This window comes from Shewanella mesophila (genome assembly GCF_019457515.1).
Classification (GTDB): domain Bacteria; phylum Pseudomonadota; class Gammaproteobacteria; order Enterobacterales; family Shewanellaceae; genus Shewanella; species Shewanella mesophila.
In genome coordinates this window covers 2,445,899-2,457,816 of the sequence record NZ_CP080421.1, presented here as the reverse complement: position 1 = coordinate 2,457,816, position 11,918 = coordinate 2,445,899, and the positions used below count along the sequence as shown (strand labels likewise).

Sequence of the window (11,918 nt, the reverse complement as noted above, 5' to 3'; positions counted from 1 at the left end):
TCTTTGGGCAAAAATCAATTTCTGAGCTTCTATCGCGAGGATTTTGGTTGCCCTATCATGGAATATGCATCATAAATGTGATGCTTGATAAGTTTTTTGAAATAAAATAGATCGCTGTCGGGTCATATTAACCGAGCCAGCAACAATGGGATGTTGGTAACCAGTTGCATACAAATTGATCAATAAAGGAAGCAATTATGAAATTAGTAAAAAATACTGCAGTGGCTGTTGCGTTAGGTACCGTCTTTGTTGGTAGTACGTTCGCGGTAGAAGCACAAGCAAATCCATTTGGTTACAGCGAAATGCAGGCCGGTTATCAAATTGTCGATGGTGAAGGCAAGTGCGGTGAAGGCAAGTGCGGCGAGAATATGAAAAAGGCCGCTAAAGAAGCGAAATGCGGCGCAGAAAAGAAAGCCATGGAAGAGGGTAAATGTGGCGAAGGTAAGTGTGGCTCAGCAAAGAAAGCTATGAAAGAAGGCAAGTGCGGTGAAGGTAAATGCGGCGCAGAAAAGAAAGCCATGAAAGAGGGCAAGTGTGGCGAGAAGATGATGAAGAGCCAAGATGCTAAAAATGACGCGCACATGATGAAAGAACAGAAGGGGAAAAGTGAAGAAAACATGAAGAAAGGCAAAGAAGGTAAGTGTGGCGGCAATAAATAATTAATCCATTGATTAATTATGAGCGTTGATCTATTAGGCCAGTAGACTACTGGCCTAATCTGTTTAAGTGGTAGAGGTTTTTATGGTTAGAGATGCAAAGGTCGGATTAGGGCTCAGACGTGAGATGTTGGACGAGTTTTGTCACTCGGTGCCTAATGCTATCGACTTTTTTGAGGTCGCACCTGAAAACTGGATGACATTTGGCGGTAAGTTCGGGCGTCAATTTAGGCAGTTAACCGAACGTCATCGTTTCTTTTGTCATGGTCTTTCTTTGTCGATTGGCAGTCCTAGCGAACTTGATGTTGGTTTTGTTAAGCAGATTAAACATTTTCTTGATCTTCACGGTATCGATATTTATTCAGAACATTTGAGCTATTGCTCCGCAGGTGGGCATCTTTATGACTTAATGCCAATCCCCTTTACTGACGACGCAGTTATGCATGTGGCTAAACGGATTAAGCGGGTTGAGGAGATATTAGAGCGTCCGTTTATTTTAGAAAATGTCTCTTTTTATACCGCGCCAGGTAGCGAGATGACTGAGCTTGAGTTTGTCCAAGCTGTGCTCAATGAAGCCGATTGTAAGTTGTTGCTCGATGTGAACAATGTTTATGTCAATTCGATTAATCATCAATATGATGCGCTCAAATTTTTAAAGGCGATGCCGACAGAGCGAATCGCTTATCTGCACATCGCTGGGCATTATGAAGAGGCAACCGATCTGATGGTCGATACCCATGGCAGCGATATTATCGATCCCGTGTGGCAATTGCTCGAACACTGCTATGCACACCATGGGGTGTTCCCAACGCTACTGGAGCGTGATTTTAATATTCCTGAAACTCAGGTATTGCTGCAAGAAATTAATCAGATCCATGATTATCAGGCGCAAGCTTTATCGCCTATTCATAGGAGCGCCTAAATGAGCTTTACTGCGGTTCAACAATCATTTATCGATTACATTCGCGATCCATCTGTGCCTATACCTGTTGGCACAGATGTTCGCAGAATGAACATTTATCGTGAACTCTTTTTCAATAACATCAAAGGGTTTGTGTCTAATGCGTTTCCTGTGCTCTGTTCGTTATATGAAGAGCAACAATGGGAAGCTCTAGTGCAGCAGTTTTTTGCCAATCACGACTGCAAAACGCCCCTGTTTATTGAAATTGCCGAAGAGTTTCTGGTTTTTCTGCAACATGAATATCAAGCGACTGAAGCCGATGACAGCTTTATGTTGGAGCTAGCTCACTATGAATGGTTGGAGTTGCTGGTGGCGACCGAGCGCGATAATCCTTTGCATCATAGTATTGATGTCAGTGACATTGCAGCGGTGAAGCTTTGTGTGAGTGCGAGTGCCAAGGTGGCTCAGTATGGTTTTGATGTGCAGCGCATTAGCCCTGACTATCGACCTAGTGTCGCGAGTGAGCAGCCCAATTTTTTCTGTATCTACCGTGATAAACAAGATGAAGTTTGTTTCCTGCAGTTAAATCCATTAACGGCTCAAGTGTTAGCTTACCTAGAACAAAATGAAGCGACGACGTTTGATGAACTAACTCAATGGTTAGTCAGTAGTTTTACTCATATAGAGTCTGATATATTAATCAAGGGATCCCATCAGTTATTGCTAGATATGGTGAGTAAAGGGATCGTTAAGGGCTATCGTTAGCCATTTCTTTGGCAATAGGGCTTTCTATCATAGGCGTATCTCACTATAATGGCCGCGAAAATTGATCTAGATCAATAAATGCCATTAATCTTGAGTGAGGAAGTCATGAGTCAGCCGTTTAAAGACCCGTTTAATATTGCCTATTTTGTTGGATTTTTGCTCGTACTGATGCTGCCGACATTACCAGCTACTTTATCTTGGTTGAAGCATTTGCAACTGCTGTAGTCTCAACTGCGAACTCAGGTATACTAACCACTCATTTTAGAGTGGTTTTTTTATGAGAGGATTTAATGGCAATAAAACGCAGCATATTGCTGATGATAGGACTATGCAGTCTTTGTCTAGGCTTGATAGGGATTGTCGTACCGTTGTTGCCAACCGTTCCTTTCGTATTATTAGCGGCCTTTTGTTTCGCCCGTTCAAGTAGTCGACTGCATAACTGGTTAATGACTCACCCTTGGTTCGCTGATGCGCTGCAAGATTGGGAGCGCAAACGGTCTATCCGTAAAGGATTGAAACGTAAAGCCTATATAGCGACAACACTGAGTTTCGTCATTAGTATTATCATTGTGCCGCTGCTGTGGGTGAAAGTGATGTTGCTTTGTATGTTGACAGGATTATTACTTTATCTACGTCAAATACCTGAGATTGACGATTGATCTAAAAATCAAGATGTTAAAAAAAGGCGTCTATGGGCGTTATTGTTGCTTAATGTGACACAGCTTGATGCTTTGGGATACTCGGTGTTGCAACCCTTTACAAAGACGCTTAAGCTTTAGCCGAAAATTCTAGTCGAAACTGGCCACAGGTTGGTTTATCCCTTAAATGGGTTTAATTGAAAAAGATGGTAGTAATGAATATAGACAAGTTAGCCTTGATTAAAGAGAGCATCAAAACAATTCCTGATTATCCGAAGCCAGGAATTATGTTTCGTGACGTCACCAGTTTGATGGAAGATCACAATGCTTATCAAGCAACAATTGAGATGTTCGTTGAGCAGTATAAAGACCTCGGATTTACTAAAGTGGTTGGTACCGAAGCGCGAGGTTTCCTGTTTGGTGCACCTTTGGCATTAGAGCTTGGTTTAGGCTTTGTCCCTGTTCGTAAGCCAGGTAAGTTACCACGTGAGACAATTTCAGAAAGTTATGAGCTCGAATATGGTCATGACATGCTTGAGATCCACACCGATGCCATCAATGAAAATGACAAGGTGCTTGTTGTCGATGATCTACTCGCGACAGGTGGTACGATTGAAGCTACGGTTAAATTGATCCGCAAGCTTGGTGGTGAGGTTAGTCACGCAGCATTTGTGATTTCTCTACCTGAGTTAGGTGGTGAGAAACGCCTTAGCGATTTAGGACTTAAACTGGTTACACTGTGCGAGTTTGAAGGCGAGTAAATCTAACCTTTATCCTGTTTTAAGAATGCTACGATACACTCGCGTGCCGTAGCATTTTTGTTTTTATCTGTTTGATTTTTAATCACTCTTGTTTCTTTTTTATCATATTGATTAAACAAACCTCTAGATTGGGATAATAGATCAAAATAACCTTTTGTTCGGCGGCTCCTTGCTAGCGAGATAAGCATTTGCATGTTATTGTTTGCTGATTGTCGGATGCGATTTCCGTTGTTGATTGATGACACTGATGGGGAGTTCCATGTCATACCAGGTGTTAGCCAGAAAATGGCGCCCTGCCACGTTTGAGCAAGTTGTCGGCCAGTCTCATGTTTTACATGCTTTGACGAATGCATTAACGCAGAACCGTTTACACCATGCTTATCTGTTTTCAGGCACCCGAGGCGTGGGTAAGACCAGTCTTGCGCGTTTATTCGCTAAAGGACTTAACTGTGAACAGGGGATCACGGCATCTCCTTGTGGCGAATGTGCCAGTTGTGTTGAGATTGCTCAAGGCCGCTTTGTAGATCTTATCGAAGTGGATGCGGCTTCTCGTACTAAGGTCGATGACACCCGCGAACTGCTCGATAATGTACAGTATCGTCCATCACGTGGTCGTTTTAAGGTCTACTTGATTGACGAAGTGCATATGTTGTCAAGAAGCAGTTTTAATGCTCTGCTTAAGACACTTGAAGAACCGCCTGAGCATGTAAAGTTTCTTCTGGCGACCACAGACCCACAACGATTACCGGTCACCGTATTATCTCGCTGTTTGCAATTTAACTTAAAAAGTCTCACCCTCGATGAGATCTGTCTCCAGGTTGCGAATATTCTGGGGCAAGAGACGATCTCTTTTGACGACGGTGCGATAAAACTGTTAGCTAAGGCTGCCAATGGCAGTATGCGTGATGCCCTGAGTCTTGCCGATCAGGCAATTGCCTTTGGCGCCGGGCAAGTGAGTTTATCTCAAGTGCAAACTATGCTGGGTACTATAGATGAGCATTACGTTATCGTGCTGCTCAATGCCTTGTGTGACGGTGATGTTGCCAATTTAATGCAAGTTACTGATGAGGTGCTCTCTTTTGGCGCCGATCCGTTTGAAGTGCTCCGTAGTTTATTAGAGCTGTTACACCAAATTACCCTAACGCAATTCGCCCCAGCTGCGGCGCAGCTGTCTAAATATGCTGAGCAAATAAAAGCGTTTGCGTCTCAGCTTAGACCCGAACAAGTACAGCTATATTATCAGTTGCTATTAACTGGGCGCAAAGATCTACCCCATGCTCCCGATCCTAAATCGGGTCTAGAGATGGCGCTGCTACGAGCCGTTGCTTTTGTCCCCGAAGCGCCAATTAAGCAGTGGCAAGGTGAGCCTGGTAGCGGCGTTATCTTACCCGAAATTAACGCTAGCGAAGATAAATCCGTTAGTGACAATGATACTGGGCTAAACAACAAAATTACTGTGATTGCTCAGCCATCAGAGGTTGATAAAACCAATTTAAAAACAGAGGCTAGGCTAGATACAGAGATTGAGTTAAAAACAGAGATTGAGCTAAAAACTGAGGCCGCAGCGCCACATTCAACCAAGCGTGATGATGAGGTTGAAGAAGGTGATGAGAGCACTGACAACGAAGCGCTTGTTGCAGAACAAGCACTGATTTTAAGTCAAGCGGCTAGCCAAGGAATGGATCAAGCTGCAGACAGTGACACTCATGCCGCTAACGCCGGCGTTAATGCAGGCACTCATTCGCCTGACTCAAATATAGTCGCCAATGACTCGGCTGTTAGCGAAGTAGTCACTAAGCCAGAAATGTCGCCGCCACTTGAGGCGGCTGAAGCTGATCTTTTTCAGCAAGAGGTGTTCGATCAGGACATAACAAATGAAGTGTATATCGATGACGATGAGCTTAATGCGCAAGATCCGAGTGACTATGAGGCTTATCTTGCGAGTCAGGCTGAAGACACTAACGCTTCTTTAACCGCTGTACCCGATAACACCCTAGCTAGTCGCACTTTAACAGTCGATGGCACTGAAACTGAAGATAGGGCTAACACAGCTGGGGCAAATGAAGTCTCTCCTGTTGAAGATGACTTACTCGATGCGGTTCTCGCCGCTCGTCAGTTTTTGTTGACCGACTTAGATGAAACATCATCTAAGGAGAGTGACACAAAAAAGCCTGAGGTTGGACGACAGGCCTATGTGCCGCCTAAACGTAGTGCTGATGTTGACAGTCAACACAACGAGAGCGTGCAAGCTCAAAATCCACGGCCACAAGATGACGAAGCTGCAGATGATAACGCTTTAACTCACACTGTTTCCTCGGTGACAGCCGAGTCACTTGATGATAGACCACCTTGGGAAGCACCCTCAGAAACAGCCCACGCAGCTGAACATCATCTTGATGAAGGCCGATTGCCCCAAAATGTGTCGCAGCCAAATACATTGCAACCAAATACAACGCAATCAAATACTTCGCAACAGAGTATGGCGCAGAAAGAGCCCGTCGCTTCATCGCATCAAGGCCGACACGATACGGTAGCAGACGCTAAGCCAATGGGCTCGCGGCCCCATGTCGAGTCAACAGCACTCGCGGTGGTAGATATCGTAGCGACTCACACATCACAGACTCATTCTCCAAAGAATACGGCGGTATCTGCGACGCAGGATGAGTCGTGGCGCTCCGAGGTGGTCAGTAATGAGGTAACTGGTGATAGTACCGATTTAAAATGGTATCGATTGATGTCGGCCCTGGATATCGGCGGACGTGTTCGCCAACTCGCTGTTAACTCAGTGTGCCGGCAGTTTGTCGATCCCTTGCCCTTGGTGTTAAAACCTAATCAAAAACACTTAGAATCTCCAGGGCCAGTGGCTCAACTTGAAGAGGCATTGGGTAAAGCTTTGGGTGAACCATGTCAGGTGATATTTTCGGTTGGTGTGGAGCAAGGGCGTGAGACACCTTTAGAGATTCGCCAACGGTTTCACAAGGAACTGTTAGTACAAGCCCATCAAGGACTTATCAATGATGATAATATTCGTTGGTTAACTCAGACCATGAATGTTGAGATGGATCCTGATAGTTTAAGTTACTCCCCTGAATTACTCGGTAAACGCGGGCATGTGATTGAGCTTATCGATAAATCGAACTTTATTGAGCAAGTCGAGTCGTAAACTGTCTGTATTAGCATTTAGTTCATAAGTTTTTAGAATGGTGATCAGCATTGATTGCTTATTGGCGCTAATTGAGTAAGATTAGCCAGTTTTTTAATATTGAAGAGAACTCGATATGTTTGGAAAAGGCGGTATGGGCAACCTGATGAAACAGGCCCAGATGATGCAAGACAAGATGGCTAAAGTGCAAGAAGAGATTGCACGTATGGAAGTGACCGGCGAAGCTGGCGCAGGTCTTGTAAAAGTGACCATGACAGGCTCTCATAGTGTTCGTAAAGTTGATATCGATCCTAGCCTGCTGGAAGATGATAAAGAGATGCTTGAAGATCTTATCGCAGCTGCTTGCAACGATGCAGCGCGCCGCGTTGAAGAGAATCAAAAAGAGAAAATGGCTGAAGTTACTGGTGGTATGCAATTACCTCCAGGTATGAAGATGCCATTCTAAATATGAAATTCAGCCCCTTAGTCGATGAGTTGATCCAGTCTTTGCGTTGTTTACCTGGCGTTGGGCCAAAGTCTGCGCAACGTATGGCGTTTCAATTATTGGAGCGTGATCGTAAGGCGGGTCAAAAATTGGCGCAATCTCTCGCCAGTGCGATGAGTGATGTTGGTCATTGCAGCGCTTGCCGAACGTTTACAGAGGAGACCTTGTGTCCAATCTGTGCCAGTAGTCGCCGTGGACAATCCGATACCATTTGCGTGGTGGAAACGCCAGCCGATGTATTGGCGATAGAAGCGGGCGGTCATTTTTCGGGACGTTATTTTGTGCTGTTGGGTCACTTATCACCGCTCGATGGTGTCGGGCCTGAGGAGTTAGGCTTGAGTTTGCTTGAGCAACATCTTGCCAGTGGTGAAGTTACTGAGTTGATCTTGGCAACTAACCCGACCGTTGAGGGTGATGCTACGGCTCATTTTATTGCCGATCTGGCAAAGCAACGTGAGATAAAAGTAAGTCGAATTGCTCATGGTGTGCCTGTTGGCGGTGAATTAGAATATGTCGATAGCACCACATTAGCCTTATCTTTCAATGGTCGTTTACCCTTGTAGCGGCTCATTTGTCTAAGATTTTGATTTTCTATATTTAAAAATCCAGCGTCCTATACGCTGGATTTTTTTTGAACAAATAAAACAGAGAATGAAATTATGGCTTGAAAAGCAAAATTCCAACCCCATCTCTTAAGCCATAGAGCGTTATTTGTGAAATAGGAAGGAACAATCGATGTCACAACAAGAAACCCATGGCTTTCAAACTGAAGTCAAACAACTACTAAATTTGATGATCCACTCTTTGTATTCAAACAAAGAGATTTTCTTGCGTGAATTGGTCTCCAACGCTGCCGATGCTGCCGACAAGCTTAGGTACCAGGCTTTGACCAAAGATGAGCTTTATGAAGGTGACGGTGAGCTTCGCGTTCGCGTCAGCGCCGATAAAGAAAAAGGCACAGTTACCATCGAAGATAATGGTATTGGTATGACCCGTGATGGTGTTATCGAACATTTAGGTACCATTGCTAAATCGGGGACCGCTGAGTTCTTTAAAAACCTATCGGGTGATGAATCAAAAGACTCTCAGCTGATTGGTCAATTTGGTGTTGGTTTCTACTCTTCATTTATTGTTGCCGATAGAGTGACCGTTCGTACTCGTGCTGCGGGTCATGCTGCCGATGAAGGGGTGCAGTGGGAATCTGCCGGTGAAGGTGATTTTACCGTTGAGAACATCGTAAAAGAGACTCGCGGTACTGAAATTATTTTACATCTTCGTGATGATGAAAAAGAGTTTGCCGACGATTACCGTTTACGCTCTATCATTACAAAATATTCAGATCATATCTCAGTCCCTGTTGAGATGTGGCAAGAGGGCACTCCGGCGCAAGAAGCGAGCGAAGAGGGTGGTGAAGCGATTCCTGCAACCGAAGGTTATTGGAAAGCGATGAACAAAGCCACCGCACTTTGGACCCGTAACAAGAGTGATGTGACCGATGAGGAGTATCAAGAGTTCTATAAGCATATTTCTCATGATTTTAGTGACCCACTGTTATGGAGCCACAACCGCGTAGAGGGTAAGCAAGAGTATACCAGTCTGCTTTATATCCCAGCGAAAGCGCCTTGGGATATGTGGAATCGCGATCGTAAACATGGCTTAAAGCTATTTGTACAACGCGTATTTGTGATGGATGATGCCGAGCAGTTTATGCCAAGTTATCTACGTTTCGTCCAAGGTTTGATTGACTCAAACGATCTACCACTCAACGTATCGCGTGAGATCTTACAAGATAACAAGATCACAACAGCACTTCGCACTGCCGTAACTAAGCGCGTGTTAGGTATGCTAGAGAAGCTTGCTAAGAACGATCCTGAAAAGTATCAAAGCTTCTGGGCTGAATTTGGTCAAGTATTAAAAGAGGGGCCTGCGGAAGACTTCGCTAACAAAGAGAAAATAGCAGGTCTATTGCGCTTTGCTTCTACCCATACCAATGAAGCTGCTCATAGTGTTTCTTTAAGTGACTACGTTTCGCGCATGAAAGAGGGGCAAAACAAGATCTACTACATCGTTGCCGATAGCCATGAAGCGGCTGCAAATAGCCCACATCTGGAACTACTTCGTAAGAAAGAGATTGAAGTATTACTGATGTCTGAGCGAATCGATGAGTGGTTGATCAATCACTTAACTGAATTTGACGGTAAACAGCTACACTCTGTTACGCGTGGCGATCTAGAGCTAGGCGAACTTGAAGATGCTGGTGAAAAAGAAGCGCAAGAGAAGCTAGAGACCGAATCTGAAGGTCTAGTTAAGCGCGTTAAAGATGTGCTTGGCGACAAGGTTTCTGCAGTGAAAGTCACCACGCGTTTAACCGATACTCCAGCGTGTGTCGTAGCAGGCGAAGGTGAAATGTCATCTCAGATGATTAAACTGATGCAAGCGGCAGGGCAGTCAGTACCAGAAAGTAAACCTGTGTTTGAGCTAAACCCTGAGCATCCTTTGGTGTCACGTTTAGATGCAGAGCAAGACGAGGAGCTTTTTGGTCAATGGGCTGATCTACTGTTGCAACAGGCTCAACTGTCTGAAAAAGGCAGCTTGGCCGATCCATCGGCGTTCATTAAGTTGATGAATAAGATGTTACTCGCAGGTGTGAAGTAATCAGTAGATAAAAGTAAGGGGCAGTTTAACTGCCTCTTATGCTATTTATCCTAAGGGACACTATGGAAACGGTACTGGATTTAACAAAAGAGAACATACAGCAGGTTGTTGATGCCTCGATGCAACAAGTAGTTGTGTTGACGTTTTGGAGCCAACAAAGCCCTGAAAGTATGGCATTAGTGCAGACACTGCAGCAGATGGCCGCGATGAATGCAGGGCGATTTGTTCTTGCTAAGGTTAACTGTGATGCTGAAATGGAGATTGCTAACTATTTTCAGATCCAGAGCTTACCAACCACGTTAGTGCTTAGCGAAGGTAAACCGATAGATGGATTTGCAGGAGTGCAAGAGCAGGCACAAATAGAAGCCCTGTTTGATAAGCATTTACCTAACGTTTGGCAAATGCAATTAGATAATGCGAAAGCATTGCTGGCTGAAAACAATGCCGAGCAGGCGTTACCTTTGTTGATTGAAGCATATCAAGCTGCTCAACATGCAGAAGTCGCGCTTGTTTATGCCGATGCACTGTTACTGTTAGGTAATGTGAATCAAGCCAAAGTGTTATTAGATGGAATTGGCCTTGCCGATCAAGACAGCTACTATCAGAGCTTAAAGGCCAAGTTATCTCTCGCGCTTGATGCCGCAGATACGCCGGAAATAAGAAGCTTATTCGATGCTGTTGAGACAAACCCGCAAGATTTAGCTCTGCTTCTCTCTTTGGCAAAAGCGCTTAATGCCGCTAAGCGAGGTGAAGAAGCGCTCGAGAAACTTTATGGGGTTTTACGTACCGATATTGGCGCTCATAATGGTGAAGTGAAGCAGCTCTTTATGGAGATATTGACCGCAATGGGTCAAAGTAATCCGGTTGCTAACCAATACCGCCGTAAGTTGTACAGCTTGCTGTACTAATAATGTCGAGATAAGCATTCACTTTAAGATAATTCATCTGGCTTTGGCTTTGTTATTAGTTTATTGAACTGTATAAGCCTAAAGTCGAACGAAAACTGCGTTATCTGCACTTCAAAAGGGCGGCCATTTGTGCGAAGATCGCCGCCCAATGATAAAAAATAATAATCTAAATTATGCGAAATAAGAGGACTCTCAGATGCGCATTATGCTATTAGGTGCCCCAGGTGCCGGTAAAGGTACTCAGGCCCAATTCATCATGGAAAAATATGGTGTGCCACAAATCTCTACTGGAGACATGTTGCGTGCAGCCGTTAAAGCGGGTACACCTCTTGGCCTAGAAGCAAAGAAAGTGATGGATGCGGGACAGTTGGTTTCTGATGAGCTGATTATTGGCTTGGTTAAAGAGCGTGTTGCTCAAGACGACTGTGTTAAAGGCTTCTTGCTTGATGGTTTCCCTCGTACCATTCCTCAGGCAGATGCGATGGCGTCTAGCGGTATTGACATCGATCACGTGATTGAAATCGATGTACCTGATGAAGAGATCGTTAAGCGTATGAGCGGTCGTCGTGTTCACCCTGGTTCTGGCCGTGTTTATCATGTTGTGTTTAATCCACCAAAAGTGGAAGGCAAAGACGACGTCACAGGTGAAGACTTAGCGATCCGCCCAGATGATGAAGAGAGCACAGTGCGTAAGCGCCTAGGCATCTATCATGAGCAAACTAAGCCACTAGTTGAATATTATGGCAATGCCGCAGCCAAAGGTGAGATGACTTACAATAAGTTTGATGGCACCCAAAGTGTTGCAGCGGTTAGCGAAGCGATTGTGGAAGCGATTGGCTAATAGCAATCCGTATAAAATAAGCTAATCATATGAGCTGCTTCTCATATTTAAAAAAGCCCACTTAGGTGGGCTTTTTTTATGCCAGATGTGGTGCTAGCCTACGACAATCATCGTGTTAGCTTTATGGGTAGAAAATCACTTGAGCT

General features: G+C 44.6%; 12 protein-coding genes. 11 read left to right on the top strand and 1 reads right to left on the bottom strand.

The annotated features are described in order from the left end of the window. Positions 1 to 197: 197 nt before the first annotated feature. The 5 genes from K0I73_RS10690 to apt all read left to right on the top strand — a co-directional run bounded on the left by K0I73_RS10690 (position 198) and on the right by apt (position 3,721). On the top strand, positions 198 to 659 hold the full coding sequence (locus K0I73_RS10690; RefSeq protein ID WP_220061124.1) for an HvfA family oxazolone/thioamide-modified RiPP metallophore: 462 nt from the start codon (positions 198 to 200) through the stop codon (positions 657 to 659). 82 nt (positions 660 to 741) lie between these two features. Then, positions 742 to 1,578 carry an HvfB family MNIO-type RiPP peptide maturase gene (locus K0I73_RS10685; RefSeq protein ID WP_220061123.1) on the top strand — a complete coding sequence of 279 codons (837 nt, stop codon included), beginning with the start codon at positions 742 to 744 and terminating at the stop codon, positions 1,576 to 1,578. Then, on the top strand, positions 1,579 to 2,322 hold the full coding sequence (locus tag K0I73_RS10680; protein WP_220061122.1) for an HvfC family RiPP maturation protein: 744 nt from the start codon (positions 1,579 to 1,581) through the stop codon (positions 2,320 to 2,322). It begins immediately after the preceding gene. Between the two features lie 290 nt (positions 2,323 to 2,612). Next, positions 2,613 to 2,981 carry a YbaN family protein gene (locus K0I73_RS10675; protein WP_220061121.1) on the top strand — a complete coding sequence of 123 codons (369 nt, stop codon included), beginning with the start codon at positions 2,613 to 2,615 and terminating at the stop codon, positions 2,979 to 2,981. 185 nt (positions 2,982 to 3,166) lie between these two features. After that, the gene (gene apt / locus K0I73_RS10670; protein WP_220064345.1) at positions 3,167 to 3,721 is read left to right on the top strand and encodes an adenine phosphoribosyltransferase; all 555 of its coding nucleotides are present in this window, start codon (positions 3,167 to 3,169) and stop codon (positions 3,719 to 3,721) included. Positions 3,722 to 3,723: 2 nt separating this feature from the next. On the opposite strand, the gene K0I73_RS10665 is transcribed toward apt, so the two are convergent. Next, the gene (locus K0I73_RS10665; RefSeq protein WP_220061120.1) at positions 3,724 to 3,966 is read right to left on the bottom strand and encodes a hypothetical protein; all 243 of its coding nucleotides are present in this window, start codon (positions 3,964 to 3,966) and stop codon (positions 3,724 to 3,726) included. A gap of 14 nt (positions 3,967 to 3,980) precedes the next feature. Here K0I73_RS10665 and dnaX point away from each other — a divergent pair, with 14 nt between their 5' ends. From dnaX to adk, 6 genes are all read left to right on the top strand, one after another. Continuing rightward, positions 3,981 to 6,884 (top strand): DNA polymerase III subunit gamma/tau, encoded by a 2,904-nt coding sequence (gene dnaX, locus K0I73_RS10660; RefSeq protein ID WP_220061119.1) that lies wholly within the window; start codon positions 3,981 to 3,983, stop codon positions 6,882 to 6,884. 115 nt (positions 6,885 to 6,999) lie between these two features. Next, a complete protein-coding gene (locus K0I73_RS10655; protein ID WP_069672062.1) occupies positions 7,000 to 7,329 on the top strand; it encodes a YbaB/EbfC family nucleoid-associated protein in 330 nt (109 codons plus the stop codon). A 2-nt stretch (positions 7,330 to 7,331) separates the two neighbouring features. Continuing rightward, positions 7,332 to 7,931, top strand: a complete 600-nt coding sequence (gene recR / locus K0I73_RS10650; protein ID WP_220061118.1) for a recombination mediator RecR — start codon at positions 7,332 to 7,334, stop codon at positions 7,929 to 7,931. 172 nt (positions 7,932 to 8,103) lie between these two features. Then, a complete protein-coding gene (gene htpG / locus K0I73_RS10645; protein ID WP_220061117.1) occupies positions 8,104 to 10,023 on the top strand; it encodes a molecular chaperone HtpG in 1,920 nt (639 codons plus the stop codon). Positions 10,024 to 10,085: 62 nt separating this feature from the next. Continuing rightward, complete coding sequence (locus K0I73_RS10640) at positions 10,086 to 10,931, top strand: co-chaperone YbbN (RefSeq protein ID WP_220061116.1); 846 nt, start codon at positions 10,086 to 10,088, stop codon at positions 10,929 to 10,931. Between the two features lie 196 nt (positions 10,932 to 11,127). Beyond that, entirely contained in the window at positions 11,128 to 11,772 is a 645-nt protein-coding gene (gene adk / locus K0I73_RS10635) for an adenylate kinase (RefSeq protein ID WP_220061115.1), read from the top strand. The last annotated feature ends 146 nt before the right edge of the window (positions 11,773 to 11,918 follow it).

What these genes read in the sequence shown, in the direction of transcription:
- K0I73_RS10690 (WP_220061124.1), top strand. Translation starts at nt 198, where the DNA reads ATGAAATTAGTAAAAAATACTGCAGTGGCTGTTGCGTTAGGTACCGTC.
- K0I73_RS10685 (WP_220061123.1), top strand. Translation starts at nt 742, where the DNA reads ATGGTTAGAGATGCAAAGGTCGGATTAGGGCTCAGACGTGAGATGTTG.
- K0I73_RS10680 (WP_220061122.1), top strand. Translation starts at nt 1,579, where the DNA reads ATGAGCTTTACTGCGGTTCAACAATCATTTATCGATTACATTCGCGAT.
- K0I73_RS10675 (WP_220061121.1), top strand. Translation starts at nt 2,613, where the DNA reads ATGGCAATAAAACGCAGCATATTGCTGATGATAGGACTATGCAGTCTT.
- apt (WP_220064345.1), top strand. Translation starts at nt 3,167, where the DNA reads ATGGTAGTAATGAATATAGACAAGTTAGCCTTGATTAAAGAGAGCATC.
- dnaX (WP_220061119.1), top strand. Translation starts at nt 3,981, where the DNA reads ATGTCATACCAGGTGTTAGCCAGAAAATGGCGCCCTGCCACGTTTGAG.
- K0I73_RS10655 (WP_069672062.1), top strand. Translation starts at nt 7,000, where the DNA reads ATGTTTGGAAAAGGCGGTATGGGCAACCTGATGAAACAGGCCCAGATG.
- recR (WP_220061118.1), top strand. Translation starts at nt 7,332, where the DNA reads ATGAAATTCAGCCCCTTAGTCGATGAGTTGATCCAGTCTTTGCGTTGT.
- htpG (WP_220061117.1), top strand. Translation starts at nt 8,104, where the DNA reads ATGTCACAACAAGAAACCCATGGCTTTCAAACTGAAGTCAAACAACTA.
- K0I73_RS10640 (WP_220061116.1), top strand. Translation starts at nt 10,086, where the DNA reads ATGGAAACGGTACTGGATTTAACAAAAGAGAACATACAGCAGGTTGTT.
- adk (WP_220061115.1), top strand. Translation starts at nt 11,128, where the DNA reads ATGCGCATTATGCTATTAGGTGCCCCAGGTGCCGGTAAAGGTACTCAG.